We start from the raw sequence: 19,811 nt of genomic DNA on the forward strand, positions 1-19,811 counted from the left end.
TCCTCGAGCTTTCAAGCTGATGGCGCGGCAATTGTTCCGGAACTGAGCTTCGCAGCGGCGGTTGACCGGGAAAGGAGATTTCCGATGGCCACGTCGCCCGCAACTGCCTCCCTCAAGACCATGATCCTGATCTTCGCGCTGGCGGCGATGCCCGCCGTCGCCTTCGCGCAGGCGGCCGGCGGATCTGCCGGATCGAGCGGTGGAGCGGCGGGATCGACCGGCGGTGTCGCCAATTCGTCCGCCTCATCGCCCGGCACCAACAGTCTCGGCACGGCGCAGTCGTCAGGCCGGGGCGGCGGAGGCGGCGCCGCCACGGGCGGTGGGACAGATGCGGCCGTCGCCGCCGAGAATCGCATGCTCGACAAGAAGCTCAAGAGCATCTGCCGCGGCTGCTGAATGCTCGCGGGGAAGTGAGGCAGTGTGGCTGTCCGGACTGCCCCGATAACGTTAGCTTGGTCCCCGCTTTGAAGCGTGGAGCGTTTCCACGCAGAGGATCGAGTAATGTTACGCAGGATGATGATGGCGGCGCTGGCCGTCGCGGCAATCGGCTTGTCGGTGCCGCAGGCGGCCGAGGCGCGCGGATTTGGACACGGTGGCTGGGGGCATGGTGGCGGTTGGGGCCATGGTGGCCACTGGCATGGGGGCGGCTTCTGGCCGGGCGTGGGGATCGGGGCGGGCATCGCCGGTGCCGGCCTGTACGGCGGCTATTACGGCTATGGCTACGGCTACCCCTATTACGCCGTTCCCGACGACTATGGTCCTGCCTACAACGATGGCTATGGCGGCTGCTACGTGGCGCGGAAGCGCGTCAGGACCCCAGCCGGATGGCGATACCGTCGCGTGGACGTCTGCGAATAGCGGCTTGGCGACAGGAATAGCGGCTCGGTGAAAGGTTGACCGACCAAAAAACAAGGCCGTTGACGCAGTATACCGTCAACGACCTTGCCAGCCCCGGACATTGAAATCGGCTCACGCCATCCGGTAACCGCGAGCATCGCGCGGAATCATACGGAGGAATGTGATCCAGTTCACAAGTGGAAAAAATTAGTCCCGCCGTGGGCTTTTCAGCCGCGCGAGCGCTTCCGTGCGCTGATATGGACGCGGTGCCGGGCCGGTTTCCTACGGGTAACCGTGGGCGTTTCGACGTCGGTGGACCGCGCGCTGGCAAACGATTGCCGCAGGCCGTCGATGGATTCGTTGAGCGACGCCACCTGCTCGGACAGGCGCTTGGTGTCGGCCTGCTGTGCCGCCATCAGCCGCTTCATGGTCTGCAGCTGATCCTGCACCACTTGGAGCTGGTCGATCGATTCCTGCTGGGTCGCCTCCAGTCCCTTGGTCTTCTCGACCAGTTGCTCGGACGCCTGCGCGGTCCGGGCCTGGAGTTGTCGCGATGCCACCACCCGGTCGGGCTCAGGGGCGGCGCCGGTATAGGCCCGCCAGATCGCGATCGAGGTCACGCCGGCGATCAGCAGGAGCAGGGCGGCGGCGGTCAGCGCGATCGGCTGAGCGCCAAGGCGAAGCAGGGGATTGGACGGTGTGTCCTGGGCGAGATCGATCATCGCTGACAAAACCCAAATTGAAACTTGGTGATTGGCGAAGAGCGGCAGCACGAGAACGCAGAACAGGGCGCGGCCGGGAGGTCCCGAAAGTGTTACTGTTCGGCAACAATTGGGACCAAAAAGAGGCTGAGGGGCAAAAAACACAGCCGATCCAGCCCCCGGGCAGGGTGATCGTGCCTATCGAAGGTGACTTCCGTAAAAATACGGATGCATAGCCCCGGCGAAGGCCGCTCCGAAGAGAACGGGCCAAGCCATGCCGCACCGCCTGCGGCATCTCCGTCAGCCCGGTAGAGACGGGAGCGGACCCTCCCTTTCTTCCAGGCCTTGCTCAACGCCTCCTGCGCCTTCGCGCGTGCCCGACGAAACTTCCCTTTGTCGGATCCGACCTCGTCCGCGTGCGTCGCGAGGTCAGTCGACACGCGTTGTCGCGGGGCTGCGCTCTTCATCGCGATAGGAACAACCGCAATGCGGGTCCGTTCGGGAGTCGATCTCTCCCCAAACTCGAGGCTTCTCCTCCATGTATCACCACGTCAAGAAACTCATGTTCACCGTTCGCGTCGACGAGCCGGACCCTCGCTTCGGCAACATGCTGCTCGAACAATTCGGTGGCGCCAACGGTGAGCTGGCCGCCGCCATGCAATATTCAATTCAGGGCCTCAACTGCGAGGATCCTGACCGCAAGGATCTGTTGATGGACATCGGCACGGAAGAACTGAGCCATCTGGAAGTTGTCGGCACATTGGCGCGCATGCATCTGAAGCCGTCGAAGTTCGATCGTCAGGCGGCCGAAGCCGATCCGTTGATCGCGATCGCCGGAGGCGGCGGCGTCAACCTGTTCAATTCGCAAGGCAACGCCTGGACTGCGGACTATCTAAAGATCACCGGCGAGCTCGATGTCGATTTGCGCAGCAACATCGCAGCCGAAGCGCGGGCCAAGATCGTCTACGAGCGGCTGATCAATTTCTGCGATGACGCCGGCAGCAAGGATGCCCTGCAATTCCTGATGACCCGCGAGATCACCCACATGAAGGCGTTCGCGCTGGCGCTCGAGAGCATGGAAAAGCCCGCCTTCAGCATCGGCCGCATCGCGCCGACGCCGGGTCTGGTTGACCAGTTCTTCAACGATTCGACGGGAGCCGGCGATCACGGCGAGATCGACACCCGCGGCCCCTGGAACGAAGGCGGCGACTGGGTCTTCACCGAATCGCCCGCGATCCAGGCCGGCGAACCGGGACCCGCGAGCGGCATCGTGACCGAGAGTTCACCGCCGGCGGACGAAACCGGGCTCGGCGATCTCCTGCTCGACGAGCTTCGCGATATCCTTCACGCTGAGAAGCAACTGACGAAGGCGCTGCCGAAAATGGCGGAAGCGGCGCGCTTCGATCAACTGCGCGAACTGTTCGAGCTGCATCTCGCCGAGACCGAGGCCCAGATCGAGCGTATCAACGAATGCTTCGAAATGCTCGGCAAGACCCCGCGGGCCAAGCCCTGCAAGGGCATGATGGGCCTCGTCGCGGAAGGGCAGGAGATCATCGACGAAGGTGAAAAGAAAGAGGACGCGGCCGCCGACCTCGCCTTGATCGGCGCGGCGCAGCGTGTCGAGCATTACGAGATCGCCGGCTACAGCACCGCCCGCAACCTTGCCCAACAACTGCGTCACAGCGCCATCGTCGCCCTGCTGTCGAAGTCGCTGGCAGAGGAGGAGAACGCGGATCAGTTGCTCAACCAGGTCGCGCGATCGCTGATGTCGGTGGCGAAGATGCCTGCTGCGGTGGAGCAGACCGAGTAGCGCGATAAACTTGCAGACCCAAGATCGGCGACCGGCGAGCCCTAAGGAAGGGGTGCCGGTCGCTGAGCCGTCTGCACGGAGCGGCCGGCCCGGTGAGCCAAGCCTAAGGCTCGAACTCCGAAAACGGCCCCGTATAGGTCTTCGTGCGCGGCGCCGCATAGGGCCCGAGCCGGGAGGTTTTCAGCCCCAGCCGGACCAGTGATTCCGCCAGGGTCACTGCAGCCGCGACGCCGTCGATGACGGGCAGGCCATGCGTGGCGGCGAGCTCGCCGGCGAGATCGGCCATGCCGGCGCAGCCGAGCACGATCGCCTCCGCGCGGTCGTCGCGGATCGCGGCCGTGATCTCCGCGGATATCTTGCCGAGCGCGACCGTGTTGCGCTCTTCGAGCGCGAGCACGGGCACCTCGGCGGCGCGAACCCGGGCGCAGCGCTCCGCGAGTCCGTATTTCCGCAAATTATGCTCGATCGGCACGATGGAAACGCCGAGCGTCGTCACCACCGCAAAGCGTGCGGCGATCAGGCTCGCCATGTGGAAACCGGCTTCGCCAATGCCGATCACCGGCGCCTTCGCGACCGCGCGCGCGGCATCGAGGCCGGTGTCGTCGAAGCAGGCGATGATGTGCGCCTCGGCGCCGTCGCGGTCGGCCTCGCGGATGCAGCCGAGCATGCCGGGCACGGCGAAGGCTTCGTCGTAGAATCCCTCGATCGAGACCGGCCCCATCGCCGGCTGCCGCGCGTCGATCACCGTGCCGGGCAGGGCGACGCTGCGTGCCGCATCGGCGATCTTCGCCGTCATCGATGCAGTGGTGTTGGGATTGACGACGTGCAGCCGCATCGGAACAGACAATCCTCTTGTCAGACGAGCCCTTTACCGGCGTCCGAACCCTTGGCCGCCTGCCGCTTGTTGAGCATGTGGATGGTGCCGAGCGCAAGCGTGATCACCGTGAACGACACGGCGGAGATCACGGTGCCGAGCGCGTAGATGTCGGGGTTGGTCACCGTGGTGGTGAGGCCCTGCAGATCGAGCGGCAACGTGTTCACCGCGCCGATCGCCTGGCTGGAGCGGGCAAGCTCGTCCCATGACAGCGTGAAGCCGAACAGGCCGATGCCGATCACCGAGGGCAGGATGATCGGCAGCACGACGTGGCGGAAAGTCTGCCACGGCGTGGCGCCGAGATCGCGCGCGGCTTCCTCGAGCCTGGGATCGAAGCGGTTGAAGATCGCGAACATGATGAGCAGGCCGAACGGCAGCGTCCAGGTCAGATGCGCGCCGAGACCCGACGTCAGCAGGCCCATCGAGGTCTCGAAATTCTCGTTCCAATGCGCCTTGATCAAATCGTCGATGATGCGGAATTCGAGGGAGATGCCGAGCGAGGTGATGATCGAGGGAACAATGAGGCTCGCGATCGCGGAATAGAACAGGATGCTCTGTGCCCTGAACTTCCTGCGGAACGCCATGCCGGCCGCGACCGACAGCACGACGGTGACGATCATCACGATCACGCCGAGCAGCAGCGAGCGGCGGAACGCCGCGCCGAGATCGACGATGCCGGTGCCTTGGAACAGTTTTGCGATCCAGAACGTCGACACGCCATTCATCGGGAAGGTGAGGCCACCCGACGGCCCCTGGAACGACAGCACGTAGATCGCGATCATCGGGCCGTAGAGAAACAGCACATAGGCCGCGAAGAAGATCGCGAGCACGTAGAACGAGCGCGGGCGTCCTTCCTTCATGCTCTAGAGCTCCTTCTTGATGTCGACGATGCGCGACATCATGGTGATGATCAGGAAGGTGATGACGAGCAGGATCACGGCGTTGGCGGCGGCGGCCGGGAATTGCAGCGCGTTGACCCGGGTCTCGATGATCTTGCCGGCCGCCGCGATCTGCTGGCCGCCCATCACGCCGATGGTGATGAAATCGCCCATCACGATGGTGATGACGAAGATCGAGCCGATCACGATGCCGGGCTTCGCCAGCGGGATGATGACGTTGACCAGCGTCTGGAAGCCGGTGGCGCCGGCGTCATAGGCGGCCTCGATCAGCGACTTGTCGATCCGGATCATGGAATTGAAGATCGGCACCACCATGAAGAAGGTGAAGAGGTGCACCAGCGCCAGCACGACGGAGAATTCGGAGAACAGCAGCCATTCGACGGGATGGCTGACCAGGCCTGTCTTCACGAGACCGGAATTGACGAGGCCGTTCCTCCCGAGCAGCGGAATCCAGGCGATCATGCGGATCACGTTGGAGGTCCAGAACGGGATCGTGCAGAGCAGCGACAAGCCCATCTGCCAGGTCTTGGACTTCACGTGGAAGGCGAGGAAATAGGCGACCCAGAAGCCGATGAACAACGTGATCGCCCAGACCATGAAGCAGAGCTTCAGCGTCTTCAGATAGGTCTTGCCGATCGTGCAGAGCTCGGGGAGCTGCGCGATGCAGCCCTCGAACGTGTCGGTGTAGCCGCGGCCGGAGAAAGCCGGCAGCAGCTGGTATTCGTTGTAGTCCCAGAACGAGACGATGACGACGAAGACGAGTGGGATGAGGAAGAAGGCCAAAAACACCAGCATCATCGGCCCGGCCTGAAGCCAGGAGACGAACGACGGCGACAGGCGCGTCGGCTTGGCCGCGCGCGCTGTGCCCGACCCCGGGATCAAGCCCGGGGATGCCTGTTGCAGGACTTCTTCCGACATCTCCGTTACGCCGCGATGAACTCATTCCATTTGCGGACCATGTAGTCGTTCTCGTCCATCACCGCGTTCCAGCAGGCGACGCCGCCCATGCGGTCCTCATAGGAGCCGCCGTCGCGCACGGCGCCGGCCTTCTCCAGCAGCGAGCCGTCGGGCGCCTTGATGTCCTTCTCGGCCGGCTTGCCTTCCATCCAGTACGCCCACTCGTAGGGCTCCATGTTCGCCTTGGCGGTGGAGAGCACGGCGGAGTAGTAGCCCTGGCGGTTGAGATAGGCGCCGGCATAGCCGGACAGGAACCAGTTGACGAACTCGTAGGCCCAGTCGAGCTTCGCACCCGACACGCCCTTGGAGACGCAGAAGCCCGACGCCCAGGAGCGGTAGCCTTCCTTCAGCGGCTGGAAGGTGCAGGCGATCCCCATCGAGCGCACCTTCGTCACCGCCGGCGACCACATCGACTGGATTACGGTCTCGCCCGACGCCATCAGGTTGACGCTCTCGTTGAAGTCTTTCCAGAAGGCGCGGAACTGGCCGGCCTTCTTGGCTTCGGTCATCACCTTCATGGTGAGATCGATCTCTTCCTTGGTCATGTTGCCCTTGTCGGCATATTTGTACTTGCCGGTGGCTTCCACGACCATCGCGGCATCCATGATGCCGATCGAGGGGATGTTGAGGATCGAGGCCTTGCCCTTGAATTCGGGGTTGAGCAGTTCGGACCAGGAACTGATCGGCCGCTTGATCAGGTCGGGACGGATGCCGAGCGTGTCGGCGTTGTAGACGGTCGGGATCAGCGTGACGAACTCGGTCGCCGACGTCGCGAACTTCTTGGAGTCCTTGCCTTCGAGGTAGAGCACCTTCCAGGGCGCGGTGCCCTGGCCGCCGATCTTCTTGCCGCCGGGCGTCTCGCCCTTGGTGAAGACGGGCGTGATGTTGTCGAACTGTTTGATCTTCTTCGCGTCGAGGGCGAGGATGTTGCCCGACGGCACGATCTTCTTCAGCGAGAAATATTCGGTGTCCAGCACGTCGAAGGAGTTTGGCTGGGTCATCACGCGCTTGGTGACGTCGTCGGTGGTCGCGGTGATGTATTCGATCTTGATGCCGGTGTCCTTCAGGCACTGTTTGGAGATGTCGTCGCCCTCGTTCACGGCAGTGCCGAGATAGCGCAGCACCTTCGCGTCGGCCGATTTCACATAGGGAAAGCCGGTGATGGCGCCGGAGCCGGCGGCAAGGCCGGCGAGTCCCGCGGTGCCCTTGAGCAGCGTGCGGCGGCTGACGCCCTTCGTCCCAGTGGTCTTGCTCATGTCAGTCACTCCTCTGTTGCGCATTTCCAGTGATCGATCGGCGCTATTGCAGACGTTGCGCCTTGGCGGGATCCCAGGTGGCCAGCACGCGATCGCCCGGACGGAACGGGTGAACGTCGAAAGTGGCTTCGGGAACGTGGGAGAACAGGGCGGTGCCGTCCTCGAGCGTGAGCGAGACGGCGATGTAGGAGCCCTGGTACTCGGTCTGGGTCAGCAGCGCCGGCGCGCCGAACGCGCCGTCAGTGAACGGCTTGATGCCGAGCTGATCGGCGCGCACGGCGATGAGCTTGCCGGCGTCGCTGAGCACGTTGTGGCCGCCGATGAAGCGCGCCACGAATTCGGTGCGGGGATGGTGGAAGATCTCGCGCGCGGTGCCCTGCTGCTCGATCTTGCCCTGGTTCATCACCACGATGTGGTCGGCGAGCGCCATCGCCTCTTCCTGGCCGTGGGTGACCTGGATGAAGCTGATGCCGAGCTCGCGCTGCAGCCGCTTCAGTTCGCCGCGCATCTTCACCCGCAGGAACGGATCGAGCGCCGAGAGCGGCTCGTCGAGCAGCAGGATCTGCGGCTCGGTGATCAGCGCGCGGGCGAGCGCCACGCGCTGCTGCTGGCCGCCCGAGAGCTGCGCCGGCAGACGGCCGGCATATTGGCTCATCGCCACCAGTTCGAGCAGCTCGCCGGCGCGCTTGTGCCGCGTCGGCTTGTCGATGCCGCGCATCTTCAGGGCGAAGGCGACGTTGTCGATCACGGACAGATGCGGAAACAGCGCGTAGGACTGGAACATCATGGCGGTGCCGCGCTCGGCCGGCGGCAGGTCGGTGACGTTCTGTGCGCCCAGGATGATGTCGCCCGCGCTGACCGCCTCGTGGCCCGCGATCATCCGCAGGGTCGAGGTCTTGCCGCAGCCGGACGGGCCGAGCAGGCAGCAATAGGTGCCGGCCGGAATCTTCAGATTGACGGTGTCGACCGCCAGCGTCGTGTCGTAGCGCTTGGTGACGGCGACCAGTTCGAGGGCGGCGGGAGTGGCCATGGCATGTCCAGGGAAGGGCGGTGCTTGCGGCCTCTCTCCGCAAGGTCCGTGCCAAACGCCCGCCCAAAGGCCGAATTCCGAAACTGTGCAGCGGAGTCAGATCGTTAGATCGAATCCCCGGGGACTTGGCCGCCCGCCGCCGACGCAGTCTTCTGCACACAAAACAGGCGTCGATTGTATAAAGTTTCGCCTGTGATTGGATACAGCTGGTCGACTACCATTCGAGGCGAACGTCGTCGATCGAGCCCACTCACCATGGCTGCCAAGTCTCGCCCCAAATCCGACGCGCCAGATGCGAGCGATCGCGTCGGCCGCATCAGGGAGGGTGTGACCGCCGCGATCCTCGAGCATCGCCTGTTGCCGGGCACCAAGCTCGGCGAGGACGAGATCGGCGAGATCTATGGCGCGAGCCGCACGCTGGTCCGCACCGCGCTGCAGCAACTCGCGCATGAAGGCATCGTCAGCATCGAGAAGAACCGCGGCGCCTTCGTCGCGCGCCCGACACCGGCCGATGCCCGCGAAGTGTTCGAGGCGCGCCGCCTGATCGAGCCCACCATCGTCGATCACGCCATCGACGCGGCATCGCCGGTTTGGCTCGATCGTCTCCAGCAACATCTCGCCGAAGAGCGCGAGGCCGAGCGGCGCGGCGACGCGCGCGCCTCGGTCCGGCTTTCCGGCGAATTTCACAAGCTCGTCGCCGAGATGAGCGGTCACAGCATCTATCTCGGCTTCCTCAAGGAGCTGATCGCGCGCTCCTCGCTGATCATCCTGCTTTACCGCCGCCACGACACGCCGGCCTGCGGCACCGATCATCACGCCGAGATCGTCACCTCGATCCGCGCGCGGGACAAGGCGAGGGCGCGCGCGCAGATGCTCTCGCATCTGAACGAGATCGAGGCCGAGCTGTTCCTGAAGGATCCCGCCGCCGACGAGCTGCGGCTCGCGGATGTGCTGGAAGCGTGAGCACGCGATTAGAATCGCTTCTGATCTCGATCGGCAGGAACCCGCTCCTCGCGGCGCGGACCGGTATCAATCTCCGCAACGGCAGGATGCCGCGCAGGGCTTGTCACAATATAGGGACGGTCGTCGGAGGCGTGACTTCTAAGAGTTTCCAGAACCAGAAAGAATTTCTCGGCTAGCATGAGTCAAGCTCGCTGACGCGTTCATCCCGGTTTCGAGCAACGCGAGATTCGCATCAATTCGATCACTTACTGTGCGCGGCAGCAATTCAATTCGCAGCACCGGGCAAATTATGACAGTCCTCGCCGATGTCTGGCGTGCGCCATGTGCATGTGGACCATGACGCGCTGCGACGTCACGCGACTATTCCTCGCGGACCGTACCGGCTATATGCTGGCGCTCTGTCATTGAACTGTCATGTCACCGGAAATGTTGAAATCAGACGCTATACCGGCTCGCAAGACAACGAGCGCGCCGGAGGGGAATCCTGTCTCAAGAGACAACAAGAGAACGCAAGCCGTCGCCGGCTTTCTCAGGCAGCGTGACGACGCCGAGCCCGTTGCGGAACCTGCGATCGTCGAGGGCGCCGTGATCGACCCGATGCCGTCGCAAGATGCATTGCCTGCACCGGAGCCAGTCCAGTCGAACGCTGCTGCGCGCGTCGCGGGTGAAATCGAGCTCAAGCTGCTCGTCGATGCCGATCGCATGGCGCACTTCGATACCGCTCCTGTCATTGCGGCCAACGCGCGCAACAAGGGCGCGCGAAAACACCTCAAGTCCGTCTACTACGACACGCCCGAGCGTCTGCTTCGCCGGAGCGGCCTGAGCCTTCGCGTGCGCCAGAGCGGCGCGCGCTTCGTGCAGACCGTGAAGACCGATGCCGCCGACGATCCGCTGCGCCGCGGCGAGTGGGAGGCGAGCGTGCCGTCGCTCGCACCCGATCTTGCCTTGGCGATGCCGTTCATTCCGGAGAAGCTTCGCGGGCAGCTCGAAATCCGGCCGCTCGAAGCGGTCTTCACCGCCGATGTCCATCGTCACGCGCGGATGCTCGACCTGCCGTCGGGTACGGTCGAGATCGCCTTCGACCGGGGCGTGCTGACGGCCGGCGACCGTTCGGTTCCGGTCAGCGAGATCGAGCTGGAGCTCAAGAGCGGCAGCGCGAGCACGATTTACGAGATCGCTCTGCGGCTGGCGGAGCACGGCGCGGTGAAACCGTCCATCCGCGGCAAGTCCGCGCGCGGCTTCGATCTCGCCGCGGACAAGCCGCCTTCGGCACGGCGCCCGCGAAAACTCCGGCTCGATCCGTCCGTGACACTGGACGAAGCCTTCGCGACGATCCTGCGCTCCTGTTTCCTTCATTTGCTGCAGTCATTGCCGGCGGCCGAGGACGGCCGCAATCCAGAAGGCGTGCATCAGTTGCGCGTCGCGTTGCGACGCCTGCGCTCGGCGCTCGACCTGATGCGATCGGTCGGCGCGCTCAGCAATCTCGACGCACTGAGATCGGAAGCCAGATGGCTGGCTCGAGACCTGTCTGCGGCGCGCGACTGGGATGTATTCCAATTGCAGACCTTGCCGACGATCGCAAAGGCCTGTCCTTCGGTCACCGGTTTCGACGCGCTGGGCCGGGCTGCGGCCGAACGCCAGTCGGACGCCTATCGCAAGGCGCATCATGCGCTCGCCGATCGCCGCTGCGCCGTCTTCCTGATCGGCCTGGGCGGCTGGATCGAGACGCGAGGTTGGCGCAACGACGTCGCGGCGGAAGATCTCGGCCAGCTCGCCGAGCCTGCCGTGACCTTCGCGCAGCGCGTCCTGTCGGTGCAACATGCCAAGGTGCTCAAGCGTGGTCGCCGCTTCAAATCGCTTGCCCCCGAGCAGCTGCATCGCCTGCGGCTCGCGGCCAAGCGCCTCCGCTATCTCGGCGAATTCCTGCTGCCTCTGTATGAAGACCGCAAATCCGTGCGACGTTTCTCGCGCCGGCTCGCAGCCTTGCAGGAGGAACTCGGCGCCTTCAACGACATGGCAGTCACGGCATCCCTGCTCGACGGGATCGGGGCCGAGCCCGACGCCGCCATCGCCGCTGCCGCCATCGCCGGCTGGCAAGCGCATGCATCGGCCGGGGGGCAGCCATCATTGCTGGGGACATGGCGCGATTTCACCGCGGCGCGCGTGCCGTGGTCGTTGGAAGACTGACTGCGACTCCCCAAAAAAGTTGCGCCCAGCCATTGGGGGATGGCTGGGCGCGCGCGAACCGGTCTGGGACGGGGAGGGGTGGGGATGTGACCGGGTCGCGTAACCTGTTGTCTCGTTTCTAATCTCGTGCGCTGGCGGTGGAGACCGCCGGCTTGGTATCGCCGAGCGAGACCCACACGTTGGGATCGCTCTGCGACTGGCGCTTGACGAAGCGGTAGCCGGTCTCCGTCCAGGCAACGACGCTCTCGTTCTGATTGTCGAGAACGAACTCGCCCTTGTCGGTCTTCACCGTCAGCACCGCGTGGCCTTCACCCTTCTTGTCGCGCACGACGGTGATGAGCAGGGCCTCGCGGGGCCATCCGGCATCGATCAGCATCTTGCGCTTCAGCAGCACGTAGTCTTCACAGTCGCCGTAACCGTCGGTCGGCAGCGACCACTTCTCGATCACGCCCCAGTGCTCCTGGTCGGTCAAAGGCTTCACGGTCTCGTTGACCCAGCGATTGACCTTGACGAGGTCGCGCCATGCGGCCTGCGACATCACGATGTCGCGCGGCTGCGTCGGTGCGACCTGGCACTGGGCGGCATTGTCCGCACAGAACTCGACCCAGCCGATCGGTGCACGCGTGGTGTCACCGAGGCTCGCGTAGAGCAGACGGCCTTCGCCGGCCTGCGCTGCCGCGCTGATCCCGAAGAGCATGGCAGCCAGTGCCAGCCCTTTCCCCTGTCCCCTGAAGTCAAACATTGTGGCCCCCGTTTCTTGTTGGGACCACATTTCGCACGGAGCTTTTGAGTTGCCGCTAAGTCGACCAAGTCAAGTCGAGACGAATACAAGTAAAACCTGCGGCGAATTCGATTTATACTTGAATCGAATTCTCATAAAATTTGAAACAACTGCAATTGATTCAAATTTTATCGATTAACGGGGAATCGCTGCCGGAACCGATGTTTCCGGGCGCAAAGGACCCGCGCGTTAACCCGCGCCTGGGCCGTCGCAAGCCATGAAAAAGGCGGCGTCCGCATCGCGGAGGCCGCCTTCGAGGCTGGAAATACAGGGGTTTTGGCGTGCTCGCGCTTTACCGCGCGGTAACGCTCTCTTCGAGTGTCTCGATCGGCTGGGCGTGGACGAACTCCAGCGCGAAGCCGTCCTCGAGGTTTCGGACCACGCGGCCCTGGACCCGGCCGAGCAGAACCGTCGATTTCAGCGGCGGCCGGTTCTCCGCCGCGATGGCCGCGCCCGAGAGCGAGAGGTCGATGATGCGGCAGGTCATCTTGGTGCCGTCCTCGAGCGTCAGCACCGCGATCGGGTTGCGCGGCACGATACGGTCGTGGCGGCGGTCCTCCGGCAGGTTGAGGATGTCGCGGTTGGCGAGCCAGGTCAGCTGCGCGGCCAGCTTGTCGCGCTTGCGGGGCGTCGCCCCGACCGTCATGGCGAAGCCGTTGTCGATGATGCGGGTGATCTTGCCCTCGACGCGGCCGATATGGTCGAGATAGGCGACCACGCGGTCGCCGACATTGCCGATGCCGGGGGCGAGCAGCGCGAGGCCCCCAGGCGACATGTTGATCACCTGGCAGGGGAATTCCCGGCGGTCGGGCAGCATATAGCGGCCGAGCAGGTGCACTTTCACCCGCTGGAAGCGCCGACGCTCCTCGGCGGCCGGAAGAAATTTCTTGTTCGCCAACGCCATTTTCACAACCCGACCCCCCGCCTGGCGGAGTCCGGGACGACCCTAAGGTGCACAGGGTTAATGCCGCGTTAGGATTGGGTGCGGCGGTAACGGACAGACACAATGCGTTCGAAAAGCCACACCCGTAAGGAAGGGCTCAAGCCGGCCTGATCGCCCGCCGCAGCAACAGGACCAGCAGCGCCAGCAGCACCGCGGCGGACAGTCCGAGTGACCAATGAATGCCGATCGCCGCGCCTGCGACCCCGACGGTGATGCCGCTGAAGGCCCGCATGCCGAGCCCCGCCATATTATAGAGACCGACGACGCGGCCGCGAATGTCATGCGGCGCATTCAGCTGCACCAGCGCCTGCGCCATGGTGTTGAACGACAGCTCGAAGAAGCCGGCAAAGAACAGCAGCACGATCGCGATCGGATAGACCCGCACCAATGCAAAGCCCAGCAGCGCCACGCTCCAGAGCATGGCCAGCAGGATCGCGGTAGCCGGCGTGCCCTTGAGGCGTCCCCAGGATTCCAGCGCGATGGCGGCGAGCACCGCACCGCCCGCATCCGCCGCGAGCAGCACGCTGTAGGAGACCCCGGGATCGCCATGGCCGAGATCGCCGGCAAAGCCCGGCATCTGGGCATGGTAGGCGTTGCCGATCATGAAGGAGGTGAGGCCGGCGAGCCAGGTCATCGCCGTCAGCACCGGCTGGGTGCCGATGGCGCGCATGGTCAGCAGGATGTCGGCAAGGCCGCGCACGGCAAAGCGCCGCACGGCGGTAGCCTTGTCGCGCACCGGCGCCCGGAACAGCCACAGCAGCATCGGCAGGTAGAACAGCGTGTTGAAGATGATGCCGTGCGAGGTGCCGAGCGTCAGCATGATCACGCCGCCGACCGCCGGTCCCACCAGGATGCCGAGATAGCGCGCCATCGCGTTCAGCCGCACGGCGCTCGGCAGGTCGGCGGGGCCGACGAGGTCGTAGAGCAGGAGCTGGTTCGGCGTCTGCCAGAGCACGCCGGCGCAGCCGTGGATCACCAGCAGCAGCATCGCGTGCCACATCTGGATCGTGTCGGTGAGGAAGAAGAAACCCCATCCGGCGGAGGCGACGATGAACAGCAGCATGCCGCACTGGATGATGCGGCGCGGATCGAACCGGTCGGCAAGGCCGCCGACCGCGACCGAGAACAACAGGAACGGCAGCCAGTGCGACAGCACCGCAAAGCCCGCCAGCGCCGGCGAATGGAATTTCTGGAACACCACCCAATAGCTGATCACGTGCTCGATATTGTCGGCCATCATCGCCAGCACATAGGCGGTGAACTGCAGCCGGTACGGCACCGACTTCATCGCCGCGAACGAGCCGGAGGCGGCGGCAGACTTTTGGGGCAGGGGGTTCAAGGGAATACCTGGGGTGAGACGTCGCCGTCCGTACACGGTCGCTGGTGACGGCTCAAGACAATTGGGCGTGCGGAGATGACGGCGGAGCTTTTGGCGGCGCTCGTAGCCCGGATGAGCGCAGCGACATCCGGGGCCGCTCTTCCCGCATATCGCTGCGCTCATGCGGGCTACAAGACTGTCCGCTTGGCACGACCGCGCATCTCACATACGCTTCGCCTCACGCCCGCACCAACCAATCATAACAGACGGGCAATGAGGAAACTGCCATGCAACAGATCCGCGTCTGCACCCACTCTGGTCCGGGCTCGGAGCCCGTGATCAAGACCGTGCCGTGGCCGAAGGTCGGCAAGAAGGCCGCGCTGATCAAGGTCGGTGCCTGCGGTGTCTGCGGCACCGATCTGCACATCCTGAAAGGTCATTGGCCGAAGCCGCTGCCCTGGCCGTTCACGCTCGGCCACGAGATTGGCGGGGTCATCGTCGAGTGCGGCGAGGAGTTCACCGAGGACTTCATGAGCAAGCCGCTCAAGGTCGGATCGAAGGTGATGATCCCGCCGCTGATGCCGTGCGGCCATTGCTATTACTGCATCCACTATCCGCAAACCGCCAACAAGTGCCTGACGCCGGTCTATTACGGCCGCTATCTCGGCTTCGACAAGGCGCCGCACATGTGGGGCGGCTGGGCCGAATATGTCTATGTCGATCTCGACATGCTGCCGGGCACCAAGATCTACAAGCTGCCTGACGACATGTCGCTTCGTCTCGGCGCGCTGTCCGAGCCATTGACCTCCTGCATCCGCGCCTTCAACCGCGCCACCCGTGCCGGCGGCTTCTCCTGGGGCGACACCGTGGTGATCCAGGGCTCGGGTCCGATCGGCATTTTGGCGGTCGCGGCGGCGCGCGAGATGGGAGCAGGGCGCGTGATCTGCGTCGGTGCGCCCGAGGAGCCGCGGCTCAAGCTCGCGCGCGAGTTCGGCGCGGAGGCGACCGTGAACATCGAGGAGATCAAGTCGCCGCAGGAGCGCATTGCGCGCGTGCGCGAGATCGTCGGCGGCTTCGGCGCCGATCTCGTGATGGACTGTTCGGGCCATCCGACCGCCGGTCCTGAAGGCATCGAGATGCTGCGCGACGGCGGCACCTATGTCGAAATGGGCCAGTTTACCGATGCCGGCTCGATCGAAACCTCCTGGCACCGCATCTGCACCAAGGACCTCAACGTGCTGGGCTCCTGGGGCTTCACCGGCAACGACCTGCCGCTCGGCGTCGACATGCTCCACCGCACGGCCGGCAAATATCCCTGGCTGAAGATGCAGACGATCTATCCGTTCACGGAAAAGGGCGTCGCGCAGGCGGTGAAGGACGCGATGGCGATGAAGACGGTGAAGTCGACCATCGTGCCGTGGCCGGAGCTGGTGGATTGAGGCCATGCCGTCCATCCCGTACGATCTTGCGGCCTTCCTGGTCGAGGCCAAGCGGCGCACCTATGCCGGCCTCGACGACGATGCGACGGTGGCGACGCCGCTGCTCGCCGGATCCAGGCAGCTCGAGCACCGCGCTGCGCCCTACGCCTATCGCGATATCTATTTCGGGATGGGGTTCTTCGTCGGGCAGGAGACCGTGTCGCGGGACGAGCGCGTCATCTGGTCGATGAGCTACAGCGGCGGCGTCCGCGCGGAGATCACGGACCGCGAGACCTTTCTGGCGATCTACCAGTTCCTGCGCCAGGCGCTGCTGGCCGTGAGCGTCGCAGAGCCTTACCGCGGACCGCGCCGGTTCGAACAGGCGGACATGGTCTATCGCAACGAGGTCGAAGGCGCGCTCGACCGTTTCCACGGCGTCGAGACGATTGCACGGCGTGACGGGACCACGCTGTACGAGCTGCGCTATGGTGGTGGCTTGCTGCGATAGGCCTCAGTCTCGTAGCCCGGATGAGCGAAGCGATATCCGGGGTGCCAGTGGTCGGAGCCGTCCCGCATATCGCTTCGCTCATGCGGGCTACGTCTGCATGAAGTCTCGAAATCTTGGAGCCCGGATGGAGCGCAGCGAAATCCGGGACCGCCGGTCCCACAGTCCGCTTCGCTTCATGCGGGGCGACGCGTCAGAATTTGGAATATGCCACGATGACAAATGAACAGACCCCGCAGCCCCGCTCCCCCTTCAGCGCCATTCGTGCGATCGACTACACCGTCATCTTCGTGCGCGACATGGCCGCGATGCGCCGGTTCTACGAGGTGGTGCTGGCGTTCCCGCTGCTGCGCGAGCTGTCGCCGAACTGGATTGAGTACGGCCTCGGCCCCAACACGCTGGCGTTGGCACGACCGAGCCGCACGGCGGGCGATGCGCCGGTGCCCACAGGCAGCGCCGCGCTGCAGCTGGCGTTCAAGGTCTCCACGCCCGAGGTCGATGCCTGTGCCGAGGAGCTGGTCCGGCAGGGCGTGGCGCTGGTGTCGCCGCCGACGAACCAGTCCTTCGGACATCGCACGCTGTTTTTCCGCGACCCCGACGGCAATTTGCTGGAGGTCTATGCGGAGATCTGAGCGGACGCCCGCCCGAAAGTTCCCTCCGGCTGCCTCGAACTAATCACACGGAGGTGAAACTTAGGACCAGGTTCCGGCTTTCATTCGCGGGAGAGGTGCCGTGAAGCGAATCCTGAAACCTATCACTTACGTTCTGGCTGCGATCTACTTCCTGGTGGATGCGGTGTTCATGGCCGTTGCGGGGCCGATCGCGCGCTGGATCGGGCGGCATCTCGAATTCAGACGGTTGCGCGCCTGGATCAGGTCGCTGCCGCCTTATCCGTCCCTGGCCTTGTTCTCCGTGCCCGTCATCATGCTCGAGCCGGTCAAGCCGGTTGCCGCGTATCTGACCGCAACCGGTCAGGTCCTGAGCGGCGTGGTGACGTTCATTGTCGGCGAATTGCTCAAGCTGGTGCTGGTCGAGCGTCTGTTCCACCTGACGCGCGACAAGCTGATGCGGATTCCCGCCTTTGCCTGGGCTTACGGAAAATATGCCGCGGCGAAGGCCTGGCTGCAGGCAACTGAAGCCTGGCGCGCCGTCCGGGCCGTGAGCCGCGCGGTGAGGGACGGGGTTGTGCGGGCAAGAGCAAGGCTGGTCAACGGGTTCAACAAGCTCGCGACCTCGCGGGATTGAGATCCGGGTCTTCGCGAATCTTCTCACATCAAGCGCGATCCCTCACTATGACAATCCGGTGCGCCCTGGAGCCAGCGGGCGTGGACATGAGTGATCAGGAGACACGGCAGCCATGAGCAGCGACGCGAACGTTCGAGCCGGCCAGTGCCATTGTGGCGCGGTGCGCTTCGAGGTCACACTCAGCGACGGCTTCAATTCGATCCGCCGCTGCACGTGCTCCTATTGCCGAATGCGCGGCGCCGTCGTCGCCATGGCGGCCATGGGCGGGATCAGATTCCTGCAGGGCGAGGAGGCGCTGACGACGTACCGCTTCCATACCGGATCGGCCCAGCACTTCTTCTGCTCCCGCTGCGGAATCTACACCCACCACCAGCGCCGGTCCGACCAAAGCCTCTATGCCATCAACGTTGCCTGCCTGGACGGGGTGAGCCCGTTCGATTTCACCGAGGTGCCCGTCATGGACGGCGTCAATCACACCAACGACACCGGCAAGCCGACGCGTCGGGCAGGTACGCTTCGCTTCATCCCGGCCGACTGAGCGCTGCCGCCGGCGATACGTTTCTCAAGCGAGCTTGCGGGCTGCCGCCGTTGCCTTGTCGCCCGTGTTCGGCGTGCCGGTCGGCTCGATCAGCATCAGGTGAACCTCCTCGCGCGCCACCGGGCGATGCTCGACCCCTTTTGGCACGACATAGAGCTCGCCCGGACCGAGCGTCACGGTGCGGTCCCGCAGCTCGATGTCCAGACGGCCCTTCAGGACCAGAAAGAAATCGTCGGTGTCGTCGTGCTTGTGCCAGGTGAATTCGCCCTTCACCTTCACCACCATCACGTCGCAATCGTTGAAGGTCGTGACCGTGCGGGGCGACCAGTGATCGCTGAAGGTCGCGAGCTTGTCGGCAAGCGATATGCTATCTGTCATGTTTCACCCGTTGCTCTCGTCTGAGGCACGATTTGGGATGGCGTGGTGGGCACGGCAAGACCGTCCTCGTCCACCGCGCGATCCTGCCTGTCGTCGCGGTTTCGGAAGATCTCGGCGCGGCCGGCTATTTGACGTATCCGGACAGCATCGCCTGCGCCCATTCGGGGCGGCCGTTGGCGAGCGCACGGGCCGAGGCAGCCTCCCAGTCATATTCGAGGGCCAGAAGTTCGGCCTGCCAGCCGCGCTTCTTCTTGGTGAGGATCGCGTAGCGGGCGTGGGGCGAGCGATATTCCAGGTTGGCGGCAAACGGAATGTCTGCGAATACCGGGCAGCCGACGCTTCCCGGATTGAGGACCAGGCACTCGCCGGGGCCCTGGACGACCGTCTGGCGGTGGCTATGGCCGCACAGCACCACGCGGGCCGTCGGCTCGCTCGCGAGACGCGTTGCCAGCACCTCGCGGCGCGCCGGCACATAGCGACCGTCGTCGAGCGATTCCTCCAGCAGGCACGTCGTGTCGTCCTCGGGCGTGCCGTGGCAGGCCAAGATCCCGTCGTCGAGCCGCAGTTGGGACGGCAGGCCATGCAGCGTGCGACGCTGCTCCGCCGTCAATGCGTTGCGCGCGAACAGGCCCGCGGGGGAGAGCTTGTCGTCCGGATATTCCTCGATCCAGCGGTCGTGGTTTCCGCGCACGGTCGGCAACGCGAGCGATTGCAGGGCGTCGAAAGTCTCCTTCGGCCACAACGGGCTGGTGACGCAATCGCCGAGGTTGACCGTGCGATCGGCGCCGCGTGCCTTGATGTCGGCCAGCACGGCCTCCAGCGCAGCAAGGTTGCCGTGGACATCGGAAATGACCGCCAATCGCATCGTCGCGCTCCCCACGCTGTTTCGCCTGAACTTCACCTATCAGGTCATCGGACGTGTCTAGCATCGTCCAATCGGCCGTTCATCAATTAGCTGCGCATCCTCGCCCTCTCGACCGTCATTGCGAGGAGACCTTGCGACGAAGCAATCCAGAATCCCTCCGCGGAAAGATCCTGGATTGCTTCGCTACGCTCGCAATGACGGTGGAGAGAGCGGGGGGCAGCAGATCCGGTTGGCTCCCAGGGTTAACCGACGCGGCGCAAAGATCCCCACTGCAACCTTCGGGCGCGGCTCTCCCTGCGAAGCCAT

At 64.5% G+C, this 19,811-nt stretch carries 21 protein-coding genes; 10 read left to right on the plus strand and 11 right to left on the minus strand.

Going from position 1 to position 19,811, the window contains the following annotated elements:
- Nucleotides 1-84 precede the first annotated feature (84 nt).
- Together QRQ56_RS02130 and QRQ56_RS02135 are read left to right on the plus strand one after the other, a co-directional pair.
- A complete protein-coding gene (locus QRQ56_RS02130) occupies nucleotides 85-396 on the plus strand; it encodes a hypothetical protein (RefSeq protein WP_438737311.1) in 312 nt (103 codons plus the stop codon).
- A gap of 105 nt (nucleotides 397-501) precedes the next feature.
- Nucleotides 502-858: a hypothetical protein gene (locus QRQ56_RS02135; RefSeq protein WP_438737313.1), complete on the plus strand. Its 357-nt coding sequence runs from the start codon at nucleotides 502-504 to the stop codon at nucleotides 856-858.
- 206 nt (nucleotides 859-1,064) lie between these two features.
- On the opposite strand, the gene QRQ56_RS02140 is transcribed toward QRQ56_RS02135, so the two are convergent.
- Nucleotides 1,065-1,559, minus strand: a complete 495-nt coding sequence (locus QRQ56_RS02140; RefSeq protein ID WP_438737314.1) for a hypothetical protein — start codon at nucleotides 1,557-1,559, stop codon at nucleotides 1,065-1,067.
- A gap of 517 nt (nucleotides 1,560-2,076) precedes the next feature.
- Between QRQ56_RS02140 and QRQ56_RS02145 the strand changes: the two genes are divergently transcribed.
- Entirely contained in the window at nucleotides 2,077-3,348 is a 1,272-nt protein-coding gene (locus tag QRQ56_RS02145) for a DUF892 family protein (protein WP_438737316.1), read from the plus strand.
- Between the two features lie 103 nt (nucleotides 3,349-3,451).
- On the opposite strand, the gene QRQ56_RS02150 is transcribed toward QRQ56_RS02145, so the two are convergent.
- The 5 genes from QRQ56_RS02150 to QRQ56_RS02170 are packed head-to-tail and all read right to left on the minus strand — an operon-like array spanning nucleotide 3,452 to nucleotide 8,364.
- Nucleotides 3,452-4,183: an aspartate/glutamate racemase family protein gene (locus QRQ56_RS02150; protein WP_438737318.1), complete on the minus strand. Its 732-nt coding sequence runs from the start codon at nucleotides 4,181-4,183 to the stop codon at nucleotides 3,452-3,454.
- 20 nt (nucleotides 4,184-4,203) lie between these two features.
- Nucleotides 4,204-5,082: an ABC transporter permease gene (locus QRQ56_RS02155; protein ID WP_438737320.1), complete on the minus strand. Its 879-nt coding sequence runs from the start codon at nucleotides 5,080-5,082 to the stop codon at nucleotides 4,204-4,206.
- A 3-nt stretch (nucleotides 5,083-5,085) separates the two neighbouring features.
- On the minus strand, nucleotides 5,086-6,039 hold the full coding sequence (locus tag QRQ56_RS02160) for an ABC transporter permease (protein ID WP_438737322.1): 954 nt from the start codon (nucleotides 6,037-6,039) through the stop codon (nucleotides 5,086-5,088).
- A gap of 5 nt (nucleotides 6,040-6,044) precedes the next feature.
- Nucleotides 6,045-7,334, minus strand: coding sequence for an ABC transporter substrate-binding protein (locus QRQ56_RS02165; RefSeq protein WP_438737324.1), 1,290 nt, complete (start codon nucleotides 7,332-7,334; stop codon nucleotides 6,045-6,047).
- A 43-nt stretch (nucleotides 7,335-7,377) separates the two neighbouring features.
- Nucleotides 7,378-8,364 (minus strand): ABC transporter ATP-binding protein, encoded by a 987-nt coding sequence (locus tag QRQ56_RS02170; RefSeq protein WP_438737326.1) that lies wholly within the window; start codon nucleotides 8,362-8,364, stop codon nucleotides 7,378-7,380.
- Nucleotides 8,365-8,619: 255 nt separating this feature from the next.
- Between QRQ56_RS02170 and QRQ56_RS02175 the strand changes: the two genes are divergently transcribed.
- Nucleotides 8,620-9,327, plus strand: a complete 708-nt coding sequence (locus tag QRQ56_RS02175; protein ID WP_438737327.1) for a GntR family transcriptional regulator — start codon at nucleotides 8,620-8,622, stop codon at nucleotides 9,325-9,327.
- Between the two features lie 426 nt (nucleotides 9,328-9,753).
- Entirely contained in the window at nucleotides 9,754-11,514 is a 1,761-nt protein-coding gene (locus QRQ56_RS02180; protein WP_438737329.1) for a CYTH and CHAD domain-containing protein, read from the plus strand.
- 118 nt (nucleotides 11,515-11,632) lie between these two features.
- On the opposite strand, the gene QRQ56_RS02185 is transcribed toward QRQ56_RS02180, so the two are convergent.
- The 3 genes from QRQ56_RS02185 to QRQ56_RS02195 form a co-directional block, all read right to left on the minus strand.
- Nucleotides 11,633-12,256: a transglutaminase-like cysteine peptidase gene (locus QRQ56_RS02185; protein ID WP_438737331.1), complete on the minus strand. Its 624-nt coding sequence runs from the start codon at nucleotides 12,254-12,256 to the stop codon at nucleotides 11,633-11,635.
- A gap of 331 nt (nucleotides 12,257-12,587) precedes the next feature.
- Nucleotides 12,588-13,199, minus strand: a complete 612-nt coding sequence (locus tag QRQ56_RS02190; RefSeq protein ID WP_094895511.1) for a PilZ domain-containing protein — start codon at nucleotides 13,197-13,199, stop codon at nucleotides 12,588-12,590.
- A 136-nt stretch (nucleotides 13,200-13,335) separates the two neighbouring features.
- Nucleotides 13,336-14,577, minus strand: a complete 1,242-nt coding sequence (locus QRQ56_RS02195; protein ID WP_438737333.1) for an MFS transporter — start codon at nucleotides 14,575-14,577, stop codon at nucleotides 13,336-13,338.
- Between the two features lie 266 nt (nucleotides 14,578-14,843).
- Here QRQ56_RS02195 and QRQ56_RS02200 point away from each other — a divergent pair, with 266 nt between their 5' ends.
- From QRQ56_RS02200 to QRQ56_RS02220, 5 genes are all read left to right on the plus strand, one after another.
- Nucleotides 14,844-15,995 (plus strand): zinc-binding dehydrogenase, encoded by a 1,152-nt coding sequence (locus QRQ56_RS02200; protein WP_438737335.1) that lies wholly within the window; start codon nucleotides 14,844-14,846, stop codon nucleotides 15,993-15,995.
- Nucleotides 15,996-15,999: 4 nt separating this feature from the next.
- Nucleotides 16,000-16,482, plus strand: coding sequence for a DUF5680 domain-containing protein (locus tag QRQ56_RS02205; RefSeq protein WP_438737336.1), 483 nt, complete (start codon nucleotides 16,000-16,002; stop codon nucleotides 16,480-16,482).
- A gap of 212 nt (nucleotides 16,483-16,694) precedes the next feature.
- Entirely contained in the window at nucleotides 16,695-17,111 is a 417-nt protein-coding gene (locus QRQ56_RS02210; protein ID WP_438737338.1) for a VOC family protein, read from the plus strand.
- A gap of 100 nt (nucleotides 17,112-17,211) precedes the next feature.
- Nucleotides 17,212-17,724, plus strand: coding sequence for a hypothetical protein (locus QRQ56_RS02215; protein WP_438737339.1), 513 nt, complete (start codon nucleotides 17,212-17,214; stop codon nucleotides 17,722-17,724).
- 112 nt (nucleotides 17,725-17,836) lie between these two features.
- The gene (locus QRQ56_RS02220) at nucleotides 17,837-18,262 is read left to right on the plus strand and encodes a GFA family protein (protein WP_438737341.1); all 426 of its coding nucleotides are present in this window, start codon (nucleotides 17,837-17,839) and stop codon (nucleotides 18,260-18,262) included.
- A 24-nt stretch (nucleotides 18,263-18,286) separates the two neighbouring features.
- Here the strand turns inward: QRQ56_RS02220 and QRQ56_RS02225 are convergent, their stop codons facing one another.
- Together QRQ56_RS02225 and QRQ56_RS02230 are read right to left on the minus strand one after the other, a co-directional pair.
- Nucleotides 18,287-18,640, minus strand: a complete 354-nt coding sequence (locus tag QRQ56_RS02225) for a cupin domain-containing protein (RefSeq protein ID WP_438737343.1) — start codon at nucleotides 18,638-18,640, stop codon at nucleotides 18,287-18,289.
- 124 nt (nucleotides 18,641-18,764) lie between these two features.
- Nucleotides 18,765-19,505, minus strand: coding sequence for a metallophosphoesterase family protein (locus QRQ56_RS02230; protein WP_438737345.1), 741 nt, complete (start codon nucleotides 19,503-19,505; stop codon nucleotides 18,765-18,767).
- Nucleotides 19,506-19,811 lie beyond the last annotated feature (306 nt).

This window comes from Bradyrhizobium sp. U531 (assembly GCF_051710265.1).
In the GTDB taxonomy this organism is placed as follows: Bacteria; Pseudomonadota; Alphaproteobacteria; order Rhizobiales; family Xanthobacteraceae; genus Bradyrhizobium.